Genomic DNA, 18,611 nt, shown 5'->3' with positions numbered 1-18,611 from the left:
GCCTGCTCGAGCGAACACAGGCCGGGCATCTGGGCCCGCATGTGGTTTATACCCGAGGTGTCGTTGAAAACTCCATCGCCGTTGAGGTCCCGGTAGGCGGAGATTGCGAAGGTGTTACCGTCGTTTGTGATCCGGTTCCCGGAACCCTTGGGGATATTCAACGGCCTGCCACCGCCGGTCCAGGGCATGCCCCAACCGACTCCGCAAGTCATTCCGAGATTGTTACCAGAGCTAACTCTGCTCCTCCGCCACTCGGCCGACGCGGGGGGGGCCATGAGTGAGGCCAGAACTACCATGGCAACCGTAGTATACAAAAGCTTCTTAATCTTCATAAGTAAACTCCTGCTTGTTCCTGTGTACTGAAACCTGTGAAAAAGCATTGTCTGACGATCCACGGTTCCAGCTTAGAAGCTGAAGTTAACACCGAGACGGATACGCCGGGCCCGACCCCATCTGCGCTTATCCATCGTTGAACCCGCCACGCGCGATGCGACCTCGCCCAAGCCTGCCTCCTCGACCGTCAGGATACCGTCGCCGTTGAAATCGGCGTTAAACCGGAGCAGCATCTTATTGGACAGAAGGTTGGGATCTCTCGCGTACTCATCGGCCCATACAACATCGACACCGTCGGTGACCGTGTTGAAGACCTGACTGTCGAGCTGGTATCCGCTCGGGTAAGGGGAGACGTCCTTACGGCTGGTAACGTTATAGATCTCGGTGAAGACAGACAGGTACCTGGCTGCGCCGAGAGGGAACCTCTTGGTGAAACGCAGGTCGATGTTGTAGTACCATTTGTTGCGGAAGTAGTTCAACCCGCCAATCCGCCGGCCCTGGTTATCACGGGTCAGCCCCGGATTGTCGCTGCGGGTCCACAGACCTCCGCCCCAGTCAAGCATGGGTTCACCGGAAATCATGTTGAATACAGCGTAGGCCCTCAGATCCTTGAGAATCGTGTTGGCCAGCGTTCCCTGCTGGAAATCCTCGGGGAACAGGTAGTTGAACTGGTAGCTGAACTTGTGCGTCTGATCGCCGTCGATCGGCCGCAGTTCATCGGGCGGAATGTAGCTCTCGCCGGTGGCCACGTCGAGGTTACCCGACAGGCTCGGAGTGTTGTATGCGCTTCCGGTGGTCCGGGAGAACTGCATGGTGTAGTTCAGGTTGAACGAGAAGTTATCCGAGAACCGCTTGCGCATGGTGAAGTCAATGCCCTTGATGTTGCCGACGTCGCGGTTGGTGTATACGTTGGACCACCCGCGCACCTGGTAACCGGAATGCCAGAGGTACTCGTCAATAAAGACTTGCTTTCTGGCCACGTTACCCTGGATGTCGCGGTAGTAGGCCACCAGGTCGAATACCATGTCGTCGGTCAGCAGGTAGCTCAAGCCGCTCTCGAACGAGTCGGTGCGCTGGTACTCCAGGCCGCCGGGGTTTCTGCCGCGGCTGAAAAGCAGGTTGAACTGCGGCAACTGGGCGAACACTCCGTAGCTGAAGCGGAACTGCGCCTTGTCGGTAACCGGGAAGCCAACGTCGAAACGGGGCGACCACTCGGTGATGGTCTTAGGATGGGTACGCTCAGCGACCGCATCCAAAGTGGTGATACCCCAGTTGGCGCGAGGCGTGAAGCCATCGTAACGCAGCCCGTAATCGAACACGAAATCACCGAGATCGGTCCGGTTCTGCAGGTACCCGCTGTACATCTGCGGCTTATAGCGGAACTCGTTGAAAGGATCCCGGATGGTGGTCCGGTAATCCGAGCGGAACGAGAGGTTCTCGAAGGTCGTGAACTGGAAGCCCAGCTTGGCCCTGTTATAGCGGTCCCACTGGAAATCCAGGTCTGCCTTGTAGTTGTTCTGCTTCTCGCGCAGGTAGTAGTAGTTCAGGTAATAGGCGCCGTACGATTGTATCTCGTACGGTCCCAGGCTCCTGGCGTCACTCTTCCAGCCGACGGCTCCGTCGGGCCACCAGGCCGCAGACGGCGGGCCTTCGCGGTTGGGGAACCGCTCGAACTCGAACGGAATGTCGTGCATGTTCCAGCCCAGGAACGAAGGGCGATCGTAGTTGTTCTTGAGACTGGAGTTGTTGTTCTCCACCGAGCGGAAGTTAGTGAAGCGAAGCTGCACGGCGGCGGTGCGCTCTGCGCTGCGCCACACGTCCCAGTCGGCGCCCAGCAGGAGGTTCGTGGACCTGGTCTTACGCGCATAGGACTGCGGAACGTAAACAACCGTATCCGAACCCCAGTCGCGGGACGCCCAGTCGGGATCTCCTTTGTAGAACAAGCCGTCCTCGAAGTAGTTACCGCTACCGGTCCAGCCCTGCGGATAGGAATACTGGTTGCGCGAACGGTTCAACGAACCGAGCAGCTTCAGGGTTGAAATCGGCGAAGCGGTCAGCTTGACCGTACCGAGTGTCCTGTCTCCCCAGTTACCGGGCAGGCGCACCGGGTGGGGAGCGGTGAACAGCGACTGGTTTGTACCAGTCTGGGTCCCGAAGAATTCACGGCCGATCTGCAGTTTTTCAAGCGTAAACGGCGCTACGCCGCTGGCGATAACAGTCGGGTCGTTACGGACCGCATCGTTGAGCCTGTCGACGAAAGTCTGGTCGATAGCGCGGAAACCCTCGTCCGCGTGAGTATAACTGCGGTCGGCCTGTCCCTGCAATTCGCCGGAAGCGTGGAAATAAACGTTGGGAATGCCCGGGACCGGTCCGCCGATATCGCCGGTAACCTGGTTGTAACCCCAGTCAGCCGTACGCTGCATGACTTCGTCGGTTGACCAGCGCACTGCGCCGCGAAGCTGCGGACCACCTTCCTTGGTGATGATATTGATGATACCGGACTGAGCATTACCATACTCAGCCTGGAAACCGCCGGTAATGATGTCCACCTGCTCAACTGCGGCAGAGGAGAATTCAAGCGGGGTGGTATCTTCACTGCGGGAGCCGACTTCCTCGTCGAAAATCCAGCCCTGTCCCTGACGGAACGGGTCGGCGGTGAAGTTACGGACCATCACGCCGTCGACCACCATGGCTTCCTCGCCCATACGGCCGCCGCGGATACGCAGGCCGCGGCCCATCGCGTCGCGGCCGCCGATCTCGACGCCGGCTTCCAGGATCATCATGTCCTCGATCCTTTCGGCCGGGATTTCCTGGATCCTCTCGGAGGTGAGACGCTGCTTGGTAACCGTGTTATCCCGCGGCATCAGCACATCGGCCTCACCCTCGACCGTGATTCCCTCCAACTGCACGACAGTCGAGCTCACCCCGACGTCGACAGTCAGAGTCTGACCGGCCAGGACCAGCTGGCCTGCAACCGTGGTCTTCTGGTAGCCGGTGTAGGTGAAAGTCACATCACGGCGTCCAGGAGGTACGTTGAGGATAAAGTAGTAACCATCGACATTGGTGACGTTGCCAAGCCGTGTACCCTCAATCACGACCTGTGCGCCCTGCAACGGCTGGCCGGTATCTGAATCGCGCACGACACCCTCCACCTTTCCGGTGGTGATCTGGGCGAATGCGCTGACTACCAGCAATGTGAGCAGAGCCATTAATGCCGACATGCTCGTAATAAACGATTTTTGCTGCATAAAATCCTCCAATAAAATGGTTCGGTCTGCAACTTTGTCAATCGCAGAAAACAACGACGGCAGTTACATAGGCTTTCCTCCCTGTAAAGCGGGTTAGAGGAGATGTGGGATTTAAGAAGTACAATCTAACCCATTTTCCAAAGCCTCGCACCTCCTTTTATAAATTCATTCAGCGGCTTACCGGGCCGCCTCGGGGGGGGCAATCGAAAAAACACCTGCCAAAGGCAACATTTCAGACTTTCGTCTCCTGCTCAGAGGCGAAAGCAGCTATTTCTCAATCACTTTCGGAGCGGGAGCCTCGAGGGCGCCGTTACTTATCGCCCTGTCAGCCGGCATGACTCCCGAAACGGCCAATGCCTCGCGAATCCGGCTGGTACTTACCGGTTTTTCAAAATAGTGATCCGCGCCCAACTGATAGGCCCGGTCGCGAACTTCCTGATTCCCATGGGCGGTAATCATAATGATCACCGTTTCCGGGTGCTCGTCCTTGATGTGGCGAAGCAACTCGAATCCCTCTTCCGAGGACTCGCCGCCCAGCCGCAAATCCAGGATCGCGACGTCGTAGCTGTTGCGCTCGAGCAGAGCGTACGACCCATCCTTGCTGTCTATGGCGTCAACTTTGAACTGCTCGCGCTGCAGCACTTTTTTATAAGCGAACAGAACCGCTGATTCATCGTCGACAAGCAGGATTCGTTTTGCCATCCGGGATTCCTGACATTTAAGGAAGTATTGGTCATTTACCTTAAACAAGAAAAATGCCACAAATCCCGGACAGGTTAACTTATTATTGCATAAAATCTTATACTTTACAAGTCATGGCGTCGATTCTCATAATCGCAATTTCCAGTTTCACTTATGAGAATCATTCCAAAGTGTTGAATTTTCTGCACTATGCAGCATTGAATCAGTGTTAAAGGATTCTAAGGGAAGCACTTAACCTGGGGAGGATATTTTTTTCAACTTGCGATAAAGCGTAGCCAGGGAAACACCCAGTGCTTCAGCCGACCGCCGCGCGTCGCCATCGTAACGCGCCATAACCGACTTAATATGGACGCCTTCCATTTCCTCCAGGCTCATAACTCCCGAATTTCCCTGGATATCGAAAGACAAATCGGCGCGCAAACCGGTGAAATGCTCGGGTCCAAGTTCTCCGCCTCTGGCTAACAAGATAGCTCTTTCCAGCACGTTTTTCAATTCGCGGATATTTCCCGGCCAGCTGTAAGAGCGCAGCAGCTGCATCACATTTTCCCCGATGACGGTCTGCTCTCCTCCCATCGAGGCCAGCAGGTGGCTGACAAGGCCGTCAAGGTCTTCCATCCGCTCACGCAGGGATGGAATCCTGATCGGAAAGACGTTTATCCGGAAGTAGAGATCCTGGCGAAAACTGCCGTCCGTGGTCTTGTCGAGCAGTTCCCGGTTAGTGGAGCAGATAAGTTTGAACTCGCTGCGCCTGAGCGACACCTCGCCCAGGCGGCGGTAGTTGCGCTCCTCGATAACATTAAGAAACTCGGCCTGCACCGGTAACGGCATGTCGCTTATTTCATCCAGGAACAGCGTGCCGCCGTCGGCGACTTCGATCAACCCGGGCTTATCCTGGGTCGCGGACGTGAACGCGCCCTTGGCGTGGCCGAACAATTCACTGGCGAACAATTCGCCCTTGAGACCGCTGCAATTGATTTCGACAAATGCCGCCTGATTGCGCGGACTGTTATCGTGTATCCAACGTCCCAGCACCCCTTTTCCCGCGCCGGTTTCCCCGTTGATCAGCACGGTTGAATCGTTCTCGGTGGCCAGGGACGCCATTTCGAGAACCTTCTTGATTGCATCGCTGCTGCCGAAATAGGGTTCCGCCTTTTTACTCAACCGCTGTGAATTAACGTGCCTGCGGCGTAACGAACCGATTTCCAGGCTCTTCTCCAGCACTACTTTCAGGTCTTTGAGCGACACCGGCTTGGTCAGAAAATTATCCGCCCCCTCCTTGACGGCTTCAACCGCCGCCGGCACGTCGCCATGGCCGCTGATCACGACAATGGCCGTGCCCGGAAACTTGTCCCGGACTTCCGGTATCCAGCTCACGCTCTTGCCGTCGGGCAGCATCAGGTCCAACAGCACCGCGTCGTACTGCCGGTCCTGGACCGCCTGGCGGGCTTCGGCCAGGGAACTGACTGAATCAATCCCGAAACCGTGTTTCATAAAGTATTTCGAGAAGCCGAACTGGATAGACTCATCGTCATCGACAAGCAACAGATTATGCTTCATCACCTGTATCCTCGAACAGCGGCAGGGTTACCTCGGCCCGCAGGCCGGGGGGCGGGTCATTGTTGATCATCTCGATCGTGCCGCCGTGGGTTTCCACAATATTTTTCACGATACTCAGGCCCAGGCCCGATCCTCTGACCCGTGTGCTATAAAACGGCTTGAACACTTCCGGCATAACATCATTGGGAATCCCGGGTCCCTGGTCCGTGACACGAATAATAACCCTGTTTTCGCCGGAGCGCGACAACTCCAGTTCAATTGTCTCGCCTTCCGGGCTGTGCTGGGCCGCATTTTCCAGTAAATTCAACACTACCTGCTTAAGCTTGGAACTGTTGCCCAGGACCTTGAGCCTGGCTCCATCGGTCCTGTCGAACATCACCACGGTACACGATTTGAGCGAGGAACTCTGGCGCCAGAGTTCGAGCGCGCCGCGGCAGATATCAAATACAGCCGCGGGCATGAATTCGGTGGTCTTGAGCGGCTTACCCAATTCAAGCAGGTCATTCATCAAGGTGGAAAGTCGGTCGACCTGACTGCAGATATGGTCCATGTAAGGCTTGTAAGCTTCCTGGTCGCCGATTTCCTCGTTCAGAGCCTCGCTGATGGCCAGGATGGCATTGAGCGGGTTGCGCACCTCGTGGGCCACGCCTGATGCTATCCGGCCGATAACCTCCATCTTCTGCACTTCCTTCAGCTTGGCTTCCATCCGCTTGCGCTCTGTAACATCTTGAATACTGCCCTCAATGAAGAATGCACTGCCGTCGGTGGATGGATGGATACTGGAGGTAATCATGCAATCCATCAGGGTCCCGTCTTTTTTCTTGAATTTCAGCTCGTAGTCCCTGACATACGTGTCGCGCTCTAACTGGGCGATATATATCCTGCGGTCTTCCGGATCGACGTACAATACTTCCGCCCTGGACCCGCAGAGCTCCTCACGCGTATAGCCGGTAAGCCGCTCCATCTCCTTATTGACATCGATAAACCGGCCGTCCGGAGTGGTTGTGGAACGAGCCACCCGGCCCTCCTCGAACAGTTTTCTGTACTTCTCCTCGCTCTCGCGCAGCCTGCTTTCGTGTGCCTTGCGCGTGGTAATATCGTTGAATATCAGCGTGTGCAGCGTTTTACCCATGAGTTCGTTGCGCACGTATTTCAATTCGAAGTACTTGCTCTTCAGACCGTAGCCCCTGGGAGTTATTTCGATCTGGAACGGCAGGCAGAACTGTTCGATATCGAACCGTGACGGACGGGTGTAGATCTCGATATCGTAAAAATGGGCCTCTCCGCTGTAAGTATAGAACCCGATGTGGTTTTCGCGGTCGTAAATTGCGTCGAAATCGATAAAATACAGCAGCGGCATTTCCTCGCCCGTATCCAGATTGGTTGCCCGACGGCTCACCCTGCCGCCGATCCGTTCCACTTCCACGAGGTATTCCGTATCCGGCTCCAGTATTTCGTGCCTGCTGACAACATCAGCTCCCTGCTTCTGAATTCTTGCCAGCGAGTTGTAGTTGGATCCCAGGCAAACCGTGTAGCCGTTGATATCCGGCATTACCGCTTCCTTGCCGGAGGTGGCGGAGATAAAACAGGTGTTGTCGAGGATGTTGTCCGGGTTTTTGGAGGTACGGGTTTTATAAACCAGCCGCACGTCCTCGGACGGTCCGCCGTACTCCCTGGCTGACAAGAGGCAGCAATCCAGGCGATCCCCGGTGTGCGGAAGGTGGATGAGACGCCATTTACCCTCATGGTTGGCGAATTTCCAGTTATCGTTCGCCGTGTGCATCGTCCATTGACCGCCGATCCGGTCCTGCTCGGTGGGCCCGCTGTAACATAACTGCCAGGCTTCGCCGTCCTCGTACGGCAGGTTCTCGAGAGCTCGGAGCCTTTCAAGGTACTCGCGCAGATTATCCACGTCTTTCTTTTTGACCAGAACGCTGAGGTCTGTGCCTTCACGGGCATAGTCGATCACTTTGGTGGTCTGGCGGACAAAATCGGCTGAATAGCCCACGATCCTGAGATCATCGTCCAGGTAGAGCTGGGGCATGTTGACTATCGAGCGGATAGCGTATATTTCGCGGGTAAGGCTGTCGTTGCTCTGCAGAAGTTCCCGGTAGCGCTTTTCGATGTCGTGCAGGCGGTCCTCGGTACTGCTGGCCTTTTTCAGCCGTGAGCGCAGCTGCCGGATCTCACTCTGTAACTGTTCGAGAGTTTTGTCCATCTTGAGCATTACGTCTCTCCCAGGACCGTTTGATTTCCCGCTCTCTTGGCCGCTGACCTTCTGTCTGGATTGTTCTACATTCCGTCTGCCACTTTGTTCCAGGGCCCAACCTGTCAGCGGTTCCGCCTCCGGAAGCTCAGATCGCCATACCGACCTTGTGGTCGAGTTCGAGCGACCCGCCCCGGTGCTTGATCCAGAACGCCTGAGCTTCCAGCAGTTCTTCCAGCGAATCCAGGCATCCGCCGTAAAGGCTCTTGATCTTGCTGTCATCGGCCAGCAGGTGCAAGTTCCTCATCCTGCCCAGATAGTTCACCGGCTTGACGAACACTTCGGCGGCCACCTCGGCGGCCGTGCGGACGGCTACCGTATGGCCCGAAAGGTTGAGAGTGGTTACCGGATTCGAGACCGATTCGGAGGAAAGGATAGCCAGGATACCGGCGTCCCGGTGGCTGATAATGTTGAACACTCCGGCCTGTTCGAGATTGACAGGCTCGCCCTTCATCACGGCCACCATCGGTTTTTCAAGACCGCCGTAGGTCAGGTTGGTCGTGTACATAGCCCGCAGGATCACCGCCCGGCTGCTGTCGCTGCCCCCGCCGTCCAGGATCAGCCTGAGGATGTCCTCCTTGTTCTTGATCGACTCCCCGTAGACCTGCCGGGGCAACGGGACGAGCGGCGCATTGTCCGGGGCCTGCATGTCGACCGGAGTCGGCGAAAGCGCGTTTCCCGAGCCGATCATCACGATAGCGGATTTTTTCATGTGGCAGGTAAATATCAGCGAGGGAATGACCTTGCCGTACATGTCGCACAGGCGGCGGTATTCCTCCTCGGTTTCACTGGTGCGAAATTTGTAGCCGATTCCATAGAAAACCCATGATGACGCGGCGTCGATCGCCACCAGGTCGCTCATCGACAGATTGAGAAAATCGACCTTGTGGATACGATACATTCCCTCGTAGCGGGCCAGACGGGAGCGGACTCCGTCCTCGTTGCTGAACCGCGCCACCAGGTGCACCCTGACGCCGGTTTTACCGGTCTGCTGCATGGCGCGCAGGAGCATCTCGGTTATATCCATGGTCCACTTGCCCGTGGCCCCGTAAATCACCACGTCCCGGTCGTCGCGCCGCTCAATCAGCTTCAGCACCCGCTCGTCCGGGCGGGACATGTATTCGTTCAAATCGCACCGGTCGACACTGTCGATCCGGGCAAGGCTTTTCCAGCTCATCCGGCCGATACTCCGCTCAGTCAATTCTCAGTTCGTTCTTCCACAGCTGAATTTTTTCGGCATCCAGCCAGTCATCGTCGGTCAATTCCGGTCTCGCTGAATAGGCGATATCGATTTCATGCCACAGGCCCGGCCGGCCGGTTTCCAGGCGGACCGTATCGTCGGGGCCGAGCCAGCGGATATCCGTCTCCTCGAACATCAGCCCCAGCTTGCGCAGACGGTATTCCACGCCGATAACGCAGCACTCGAACGGGGGCGACCCGGGCAGCTCGGCGGTATCGAAAACCGCGTAGTTCATCGCGCTCACCGCCCCGGCCAGCTCCACCATGGCCTCGCCCGGCCACGGATCGCCGGCGGGATGGTCGTCGTCGCGGTGTTTTTTCACCCTCCGCACCATCCTGACGGCCGCGCGGGTGTCGCTGGCGAAATGGCCCAGCAGTCCGGCGGAAAAGCGCAGAGACCGGCTTTTGTCTTCAGGGTCGTACCAGGTCTTGAGCAGATCGCCGACGATATAGTCGTCGTTGCCGGTCACCATCACCAGCTCGTCCAGCCTTTGCGAGGTTACCGCCGCGTGCATCATCACGTCGGTTTTCGCCCTGCTGAACGGCGCTGCCTTGGACCCGTAGGCGATCTCGAACATCCCGCTCCAGAAATCCGCGCTGTACTCCCGGCCGCCCACAGCTTTCTGCAGATAGAAACCATAGAGCGGCGCCACCTCGGCCATCTCGGCCAGCAGTTGCAGAGAGTCCTGCTCGCTCATGGCCTTCCCGTCGGCGGTGACAAACGATGTGGGCGCCACCATCACGAGGTCGTAGTTGGCCTCGGCAGCGGCCCGCAGCATGTCGAACGCGATCGAGCCGCCGACCGCGGCCATTTTGAACGTACTTGAACTGTCGCCCCAGGTGTCGATCATCTCGGCGTTCAGCTCAAGCCACCGGCGGTACAAATCGAGATCGCCACGTGAAAACTGGCCCGTATGGGTGCCGGGGACCACCGTGGCCGCACCGGCTTCCAGATAATAACGGGTCAGCAGTTTCTGCTGGCTCTCCAGCAGGCTGCCCGAGCTGTCCACCGCCAGCGGCGCGGGCACCATCACATCGGCCGCCCGCATGATCTCAAGCACATCCGGGCTGAGAACGGCTCTCGACATTCAGCACTGCCCTTCCCGATCCTGCCTGCTTCTTAACTGGTACAAATAATTTTATCGCTCCGCGCACCATCGGCATAGCATCATCTATTCAGCCTTTTACCACTCCGACCGGCCTCATTTTAACCACTTTACGGGCCAGGCCCGCCCGGTCCACCACATCGACAACCTCGTTGACATCCTTATAGGCCTCGGGCATCTCCTCGCTCAGCGTGTGCCTGCCGCGGGCTACGGCGTAGACACCCGCCTTCTCAAGCTCAGCGGCTATCGAGCGGCCGCGCCCCTGACGGATAGCGCCCTTGCGGCTCAGCACCCGCCCAGCGCCGTGGCAGCTGGAACCGAAACTACGGCTCATCGCCTGCTCGGTGCCGGCGAGGACATAGCTGGCCGTGCCCATGTCGCCGGGAACCAGTACGGGTTGGCCGACCGCGCGGTATGCCGGGGGCACCTCGGGACGGCCCGGGCCGAACGAGCGGGTGGCCCCCTTGCGGTGGACCATCAACTCCCGCTCACGGCCATTGACCGTGTGACGTTCCAGCTTGGCGTTGTTGTGAGCGATATCGTATACCAGCCGCGCTTGCAGCTTCGAGGGTGAAATCCGGAGCGTGTGCATCAGCGAATCAACAGCGCGGTGCTGGAGAAGCTGACGGTTGGCCCACCCGTAATTGGCCGCGGCGGCCATGGAGGAAATATAGCGACGGCCCGCATCGCTGTCGATATATGCGCAGGCGAGCTGTTTGTCGGGAAGATCGAGCTTGAGTCCGGCCATGCCACGGTTCATCGCGTTCAGCGAGTCCTCGCAAACCTGGTAGCCGAACCCGCGGGAACCTGAATGGATGAAAACAACGAACTGGCCCTGCCACAGGCCGTAAGCGCGGGCGGCCTCCTCGTCGTACACCTCGGTCACTTCCTGCAGTTCGAGGAAATGGTTGCCGCTGCCCAGGGTGCCCAACTGGTCGCGGCCGCGGCTGTAAGCCCGGTCGCTGACCGCATCCGGATCGGCTCCCTGATAGCAGCCGCCATCCTCGCAGTGCTCCAGGTCCGCTTCGGAACCGTAGCCGTTGGCGACCATCCAGCGGGAGCCCTGCCGGGCCACTTTTTCGAGCTGCCTGCGGTCGAGTTTAAGCTCGCCCCCCTTGCCCACCCCGCAGGGTACGTCGCGGAACAGTCCGTTTACCATCCCGCGGACTTTGGAACTGATCTCCTCATATCCCAGCCCGGTAGCGACAAGCCGGACTCCGCAGTTGATATCATAACCGATTCCGCCGGGGCTGATCACACCCTCGTCCGCATCCATCGCGGCCACCCCGCCAATCGGGAAACCGTAGCCCCAATGGATATCGGGCATGGCCATGCTGCTGCCCACCACACCCGGCAACCAGGCCACGTTGGCAACCTGATCGGCTGCTTTGTCCCGCCTGATGTTATCGATCATCTCCGCCGAGGCGAAAACCAGGCCCGGCACATTCATCCCGCCGGTGCGGGGAATCTCCCAGCGATAATCGTCGAGCCGCTTGAATTGCATCTTACGCCACCCTGCACGTCATATTGCCGAAAGCCTTAAATTGCATGGACTTAAACATACTCAAGCACCGTCGAATTGTCAAGCGCGCCACGGGCGGAGGCGCCCGGCAATCCAGCGCAGGGGAGCAGATCGCACTGATTCGCAAAATGAGCAATCAGGGTCAGGATGTAGGAATGCTGCTTTGGAAAAACGAGGTCCGTGTGCCGGCGCGGATGAAATAAACCGACCAGAGCACGTGCCAGATTAAAGCCGTGACGTAGGAACCGATTATATGCAGGTCGGCGATCCGGGCAGAAATCATCGAGACCGTGCCGGCCAGCAGGGCGGCGGTTCCGGCAAGAGCCAGCAGGAGGCAGATACCGTAGCCAAGCCAGCGATCCAGCCGCCAGGAGTGTCTGCCCACCAGCCAGTAGAGCAGCGCCGCTGCCGCCAGGGGCCAGCCCAGCGCCTGGTTGGTCCAGACGAAAGCATTGAAATCCCAGCCGCGGAAAATTTTAATAAACAGGGTCAGCAGCGCGTTGAGCACAAACACTGCTGGAATGATATACCCGTAAACCGCGCTGAAAAACGATACGCCGACCGGACGACGGCGCCAGAGTTCGTTTTCGTTGTGATTGCGCTGGTAGACGATATAGGCCAGCAGCATACCGAAAAAACTAACCGCATAGGCCAGGGTCATTCCCACCACGACACTGTATCCCTTATCCATCTCGTCTCCGGTGCGCAGGGTAAAAGTTCGATCAACAACTGAAAAAATTAACCACGGAAGAATGGTTTGTCAATTCGGACTTTTTACGACATCGTTAATCGTGAGCCTGCAAATCCACGGACCCGGCCACGTGTTCAATAAATCAGCTTTGCATGCGCGGTAAAACGCATTATTTTAGATTATAAAGGCGTATTAACCAAATTACTTTCGCTCCAAGCGCTGATGGAGGCCCGGATTGTTCGACAGCAACGCATTGCGCACGCTCCGCAAACAGATCACGACCGGCATCCTGATCCTGCTGCCCGTAATTACCACGATATTCCTTGTCAGTTGGCTGTTCCGGGTACTGGACGGGATCCTGGGACGTTATTTCGCCCAGTTGTTCGGGGAGTATATCCATGGAGTGGGCTTTATCAGCCTGATCCTGGTAATCTGGCTGGTGGGGATGGTCAGCCGGACTTATATCGGCGGCAGGTTGAACCGGCTCAAGGATCTGGCCATAGTCAGAATCCCGCTGATCGGGAATATTTTCGGGGCGATAAAACAGGTCAGCGACGGGTTCCTGGAGATGGACGCCAGCAGTTTCGAGCAGGTGGCGATTATCGAGTATCCGCGCAAGGGGCTGTTCGCGGTGGGCTTTGTTACCAGCAAGCAACTGGTGCCGTTCAGCGTCAGCGGCGAGGACAGCAAGGGACGGTTCGCCCATGTGTTCATGCCCACCGTGCCCAACCCGACCTCGGGCTATATCATCCTGGTGCCGGAGGAGGAATTGTACCTCCTGGAACTGACCGTGGAGGAAGGCTTGAAACTGGTGCTGAGCCTGGGAATGATCCACCCGGACCGTTACGAGTTGGGCCGGATGCCCTCGGCGCGGCCGGCCAGGATCAGGCCGGGCAGCCTGCCGGAAACGGTCCCGGATGAAAATAGCGGGGGAAGTTAAGCCTTCTCCGTCATGGTCCGACAGTCACCAGCAGAGAATCCGCAGACACACCGCCCACGTTGTCCGTCACTCTGTATTCCAGCACGAAAGATCCCTGGTTGAGAAAGGTGCGGTAATCAGGGATCGCAACCGAGTCCGGGGGAATCCCGCTCCCGTCGCCGTAAGTCCATACCCGCGACACCACCGAACCGTCCGGATCAAAATCGGTAGCCAGCAGGCTCAGGCTGTCGCCGGCCGAGATCGAGATACCGCCCGCCGGAGAGATAATCATCGCCTGGGGACGGCTGTTGGCGTTGACTGTCACGGCCAGGGTGTCGGCTTTGCGCGCGCTTTTGTCGTCGGTCACCGAGTAGACGACCTCATAGCTGCCGGCGCTGGAAAAATAGACTTCGCCGGGATTGCGGGTGGTATCGCCGGTCACTGTCAGGTCCGCAAGGCCGAAATCCCACTGCCGGGAAACAATCGATCCGTCGCCGTCGGAGTCGGTCCCCGCGAACACGACCGGAGCCCAGGCGTAGACAGTCGTATCCCCGGAGGGCGAAGATATCTGCGCCAGCGGCAGCTGGTTGCTGGAGACCGTGACGGTCACGGTGTCGGCCGCCTCAAGACCCTTGTCGTCCACTACATGGTAACTTATCCGGAAACTGCCGGTTGCGGTGAAACTTCGCATACCCGCCACCCTGCCGCTGTCGGCCGGCGAGGGTGCGATACCGCTGGCCGGGTCCCAGACCCAGGCCCTGACAGCCACCCTGCCCTCGGGGTCCGAGTCATCGGCCTCGAACATCAGCTCCCCGCCCAGGCCGACCGCAATATCGCTGGAGGGGCTGAGAATCGAGGCCAGCGGCGGCTGGTTGGGGTCGACTGTTATGGTAACACTGTCCGGCGCGCCCCGGCCGGAGAGGTCGCGGGCGGTATAAGTGACTACGCAGGTCCCGGTCGAGTCGAAAACTTTCCAGCCCGGCTCGATCACCGAGTCCGGCGCCAGTCCGCTGCCGCTGCCCCAGTCCCAGAGGTGGGTTACGCCCACCAGTGCGGCGGGGGTGAACTGGCCGCTGAAGAATATGCTGTCCCCGGCGACAATCGTGGTGTCCGCCGCCGGCTGGACGATAGAACCGACCGGCGGGTCCAGCGTGTCGTTGACCGTCACGGTCACCGTGTCCGCGGCGGTAACTCCCAGCAGGTCGGAGACCATGAAGCGCAGCGGGAAGACGCCGGGGTTGACCATTATTACCCAGCCGGGAGTTTCAACCGTATCGGTCCGGTTTTCCAGCCCGCTGCCGGGGGGATAAATCCAGCCGATGGAAACGATCCTGCCGGCGGTCTGCAGGGCGACCGCCTCCAGGTAAACACTGTCGCCCACCGAGACCGTGGTATCCGCAGCGGGAGAGTAAATTTCGGCCACCGGCGGCTGTGCCGATGCCACCACTTCCACCTGCACGGTATCGGCCGCCACCCGGCCCTGGGCATCGACTACCAGGTAGGTCAGCGGAAAAGTGCCCGGCAGGTCGTAGGTCACCAGGCCCGGCTCCTGCAGGGTCGATGGGGCGATCCCGCTGCCGGCCCCGAAATTCCATACCCTGCCGATCACCGAGAAGCCCTCCGGTAAGTATTCCGCCGCCAGGGGCGCGATCACCGATCCCTTGATAAATGCCGTATCTATAGAGGGTACAACCAGTTCGACACCGAACTCGGTGGCCGAACGTATCTTGAGCAGGAACGAGCGGCTGCCGGCGCGCCCGGCGGCGTCGGTAACGGTAACGGAGATCCTGTGAGTTCCCGCCGGCAGGCTGGCGGTGAAAGACCGCTGTCTGGAAAGCGTGCCCGAAATATCGCTCTTCCACAGGAAACTGTCGCCGGCCGGCTGGTTGTCGAAAGCCGTGCGCGCGGCCATCTCGAACCTGACCGGGTGTCCGGTCGTATAGCTCCGTCCCTCCGGAGGCGAGAGCACCTCGACAACCAGGACCTCGGTGTCCGGGTCGAACGGGTTGTCGCGCGGGGTGTCGCGGCAGGCGAGAAACAAGGCCGTCGCGATAACCATGACCAGCGGTATGTATCGCCCGGAACTCAAAATTCCTTGCTCATACTGAGATTGATCCTGCCTCCGCCCTCATGGTCGGCGGCCACGGCCATCCCGGCCATGGTGTGCGGCAGGAAGAAGAAGTAGTCGAGCACGTTGAGTGCGTACAACCCGGCCGCGGCGTAGAACAGAGCGTCGCTGACCCTGCGCCGGTTGTCGGCCTTAGCGTAGAGTTTCTCGAACTCTTCAGCCGGGGTGGATGGTCCCAGGGCCCGGTAGTCGTCGCGGTAGTCCAGGTGTTTCGCATGGAAGTAGTAGCCTCCTCCTGCGCAGGCCGCGGTCAGGCCCAGCAGTCCCCAGCCGCGAAGCCTGTCGCCCGCCGAGAGGCGCGGTCCGCCGGGGATAAACACCCAGGCGGGCGAGACAAACTCGGCCGGCTGCAGTTTTCTCTTCGGCTCCACGGTCAGTATTGCGGTCGAATCGACGGCCGGGGGGTCCGGGTAGCGCTGATCGATCATTTCGGCTACCTGCTCGACTTTCCGCACCAGGCGATCGAGGCGGTTGTTCAGGTCGTCGATCCTGATATCCACGCGTTCGATTTTCTCAGGCTCCAGTCCCGCCTGCTCCAGGCGGACCAGTTCACCGAATACCCAGGCGGCGCGTCCGCTGTAAGATATTTCGATCCATTCAGGACGGATATCGCTGACCGGGAAACGGTCTCCCCGGTACACCCGGCCGAGCCGGGTAAACTTTGTTCCCGGCCCGGAGCGGATATTGGCGAAGCGGTTGGTGATCACCGCAACCGTACCGTTTTCGGCGCCCAGATCGGCCAGGGGAACGGCGCATAAGGAGATAACCAGCGCCAGGACTAGTTTTAAATAGCGGAAATTGATGCCGATTTCCGGCATAACGATACCCCCCGGTAGCCTGTTATTCAGGCGGTGCAATCACTTCCGCAGGCGCCGCCGCATTATAGATATCTAACTATTAGAACAGAACTTATGCCGTACAATGCACTGTCGGCATTATTTTCCTGTCGCCAAAACGATTTTCTTAGTCTCTCAGCATATGCATAATTCAGGCCAGCGTAAAGATCGCTTCCACTTGCCCCAGGCAGAGAGAGATGGTTAAATTAGTTTCAACATCTGAAAGGTGTGAGAAAGCTGATGGCGTAAAGTTAAGGGTGCGACATCAGGGCGCGCCGATTAACGAGGGGATACCGGATGGATGCTCTGCTGCTGATACTGGTCACATTTTTCGGCTACCTGGCCGTCTACCATACTTACGGCCGGTTTCTGGGACGGAAAGTGTTCGGCCTCGACCGCAACGCCGAGGTGCCCTCGCGCACGCAGCAGGACGGGATCGATTTCGTGCCCACCCGCAAAGGGATCATCTTCGGCCACCACTACACTTCGATCGCCGGCACCGGTCCGATCGTCGGCCCCGCAATCGGAATTATCTGGGGCTGGGTGCCCGCGCTGCTGTGGGTCTTTCTCGGAGCGGTAATCATGGGCGGCGTGCATGACCTCGGTTCGCTGGTTATCTCCCTGCGCAACCAGGGCAAGACCCTCACCGAGGTCACCAGCCGCTATATCAACCGGCGGGTGCGGCTGATATTCTTCCTGATCATGTTCCTGGAACTGTGGATCGTGATCGCGATTTTCGGGCTGGTTATCGCCTTGATCTTCAACATGTTCCCATCGGCCGTGCTGCCGGTATGGCTGCAGATCCCGATTGCGGTGGGAGCCGGGTTGCTGATGTACCGGACCACGGCCAGTATCGTGCTCTCGACAGCGGCGGCCGTGGCGGCAATGTACCTGACTATCTGGCTTGGCACCCTGCTGCCCGTTTCATTCGAGTCGGTAGCCGGTATTCCGGCCACCGGCGCGTGGACCATCCTGCTGCTGATCTATGCCTTTATCGCCTCCACCCTGCCGGTAACGGTGCTGCTGCAGCCGCGGGACTATATCAACGCCTGGCAGCTGTTCATCTCGATGGGCCTGCTGGCCCTGGGCGCGCTGGTGGCCAGCGGTGTCGGCGGGATGCATATTGTGGCCCCGGCGTTCAATCCCGGCGCCAGCGGCGCGCCTCCGCTCTGGCCGTTCCTGTTTATCACTATCGCCTGCGGGGCGGTGAGCGGTTTCCACTGCATCGTCTCCAGCGGCACCAGCAGCAAACAGATCTCGTGTGAACCGGACGCCCTGTTTGTCGGCTACGGTTCGATGCTGTTCGAGTCGGCGCTGGCGGTGCTGGTACTGGTGGCGGTCAGCGCGGGGATCGGGCTGGGCTATGTTGGCGAGGACGGAGTGATGCTGACTGGTTCCACCGCCTGGCAGTATCACTACCACTCGTGGGGCGCGGCGCAGGGACTGGCCTCCAAGATCGACGCGGTGGTGGTGGGCAGCGCAAACATGATGAACGCCATCGGTATCCCGCCACCGATCGGCAAGGCGATCATGGGCGTCTTTATCGCCAGTTTCGCCGGCACCACGCTGGACACGGCCACCCGCACCCAGCGCTATATCCTCAGCGAACTGTTCAGCGAACTCCGGCTGCAGAAGATTTCGGGCCGGTATGTCACCACCGGGATCGCCGTAGTTACAGCGGCCGCCCTGGCGTTCGCCAGCGGGGCCAACGGGACCGGAGCGCTGGCGCTGTGGCCGATGTTCGGGGCGGTGAACCAGCTGCTGGCAGCCCTGGCTCTGCTGCTGATCACGATCTACCTTCGCGGCCGGGGCGGGCTGTCCTACCTGGTCAGCGGGCTGCCCTGCGCGTTCATGTTGCTGATGACTACCTGGGCGATGCTGCTCAACGAGTGGATATTCCTGACCCAGCGGCAGTACCTGCTGGCCGCGATCAACGCTTTCACACTCGTGCTGGCGGTGTGGATGGTGGTGGAGGCCGCGGGGAAGATACTGCGGCCGGTTGACCGAAGTGACAGCGCCGGCGTGGCCGTTAACGTTTGATTACACTTCCTCGACAGGTGCGGG

At 59.0% G+C, this 18,611-nt stretch carries 11 protein-coding genes; 2 read left to right on the top strand and 9 right to left on the bottom strand.

From position 1 onward, the window contains the following. Positions 1–404 precede the first annotated feature (404 nt). The 7 genes from FVQ81_02910 to FVQ81_02880 all read right to left on the bottom strand — a co-directional run bounded on the left by FVQ81_02910 (position 405) and on the right by FVQ81_02880 (position 12,664). The gene (locus FVQ81_02910; protein MBW7995524.1) at positions 405–3,581 is read right to left on the bottom strand and encodes a TonB-dependent receptor; all 3,177 of its coding nucleotides are present in this window, start codon (positions 3,579–3,581) and stop codon (positions 405–407) included. A 267-nt stretch (positions 3,582–3,848) separates the two neighbouring features. Continuing rightward, positions 3,849–4,283 carry a response regulator gene (locus tag FVQ81_02905; protein ID MBW7995523.1) on the bottom strand — a complete coding sequence of 145 codons (435 nt, stop codon included), beginning with the start codon at positions 4,281–4,283 and terminating at the stop codon, positions 3,849–3,851. A gap of 231 nt (positions 4,284–4,514) precedes the next feature. After that, positions 4,515–5,840: a sigma-54-dependent Fis family transcriptional regulator gene (locus FVQ81_02900; GenBank protein MBW7995522.1), complete on the bottom strand. Its 1,326-nt coding sequence runs from the start codon at positions 5,838–5,840 to the stop codon at positions 4,515–4,517. Continuing rightward, positions 5,830–8,328 (bottom strand): PAS domain S-box protein, encoded by a 2,499-nt coding sequence (locus tag FVQ81_02895; GenBank protein ID MBW7995521.1) that lies wholly within the window; start codon positions 8,326–8,328, stop codon positions 5,830–5,832. Before FVQ81_02895 ends, FVQ81_02900 begins: the two co-directional genes overlap by 11 nt. A gap of 971 nt (positions 8,329–9,299) precedes the next feature. Continuing rightward, complete coding sequence (locus FVQ81_02890; protein MBW7995520.1) at positions 9,300–10,433, bottom strand: hypothetical protein; 1,134 nt, start codon at positions 10,431–10,433, stop codon at positions 9,300–9,302. A gap of 88 nt (positions 10,434–10,521) precedes the next feature. Continuing rightward, complete coding sequence (locus FVQ81_02885; GenBank protein MBW7995519.1) at positions 10,522–11,955, bottom strand: RtcB family protein; 1,434 nt, start codon at positions 11,953–11,955, stop codon at positions 10,522–10,524. Between the two features lie 160 nt (positions 11,956–12,115). Then, positions 12,116–12,664, bottom strand: coding sequence for a hypothetical protein (locus tag FVQ81_02880; protein MBW7995518.1), 549 nt, complete (start codon positions 12,662–12,664; stop codon positions 12,116–12,118). A gap of 235 nt (positions 12,665–12,899) precedes the next feature. Between FVQ81_02880 and FVQ81_02875 the strand changes: the two genes are divergently transcribed. After that, positions 12,900–13,604, top strand: coding sequence for a DUF502 domain-containing protein (locus FVQ81_02875; GenBank protein MBW7995517.1), 705 nt, complete (start codon positions 12,900–12,902; stop codon positions 13,602–13,604). A gap of 10 nt (positions 13,605–13,614) precedes the next feature. Here FVQ81_02875 and FVQ81_02870 read toward each other — a convergent pair whose 3' ends face one another. Together FVQ81_02870 and FVQ81_02865 are read right to left on the bottom strand one after the other, a co-directional pair. Continuing rightward, entirely contained in the window at positions 13,615–15,672 is a 2,058-nt protein-coding gene (locus FVQ81_02870) for a hypothetical protein (protein ID MBW7995516.1), read from the bottom strand. Continuing rightward, on the bottom strand, positions 15,669–16,529 hold the full coding sequence (locus FVQ81_02865; GenBank protein ID MBW7995515.1) for an SH3 domain-containing protein: 861 nt from the start codon (positions 16,527–16,529) through the stop codon (positions 15,669–15,671). Before FVQ81_02865 ends, FVQ81_02870 begins: the two co-directional genes overlap by 4 nt. 315 nt (positions 16,530–16,844) lie before the next feature. Between FVQ81_02865 and FVQ81_02860 the strand changes: the two genes are divergently transcribed. Next, entirely contained in the window at positions 16,845–18,587 is a 1,743-nt protein-coding gene (locus FVQ81_02860) for a carbon starvation protein A (GenBank protein MBW7995514.1), read from the top strand. Positions 18,588–18,611: the final 24 nt, after the last annotated feature.

It is taken from the genome of Candidatus Glassbacteria bacterium (assembly GCA_019456185.1).
In the GTDB taxonomy this organism is placed as follows: Bacteria; Gemmatimonadota; Glassbacteria; order GWA2-58-10; family GWA2-58-10; genus JAJRTS01.
Note: the sequence above shows the minus strand (reverse complement) of the source record. Positions and strands in the feature narration are given on the sequence as shown.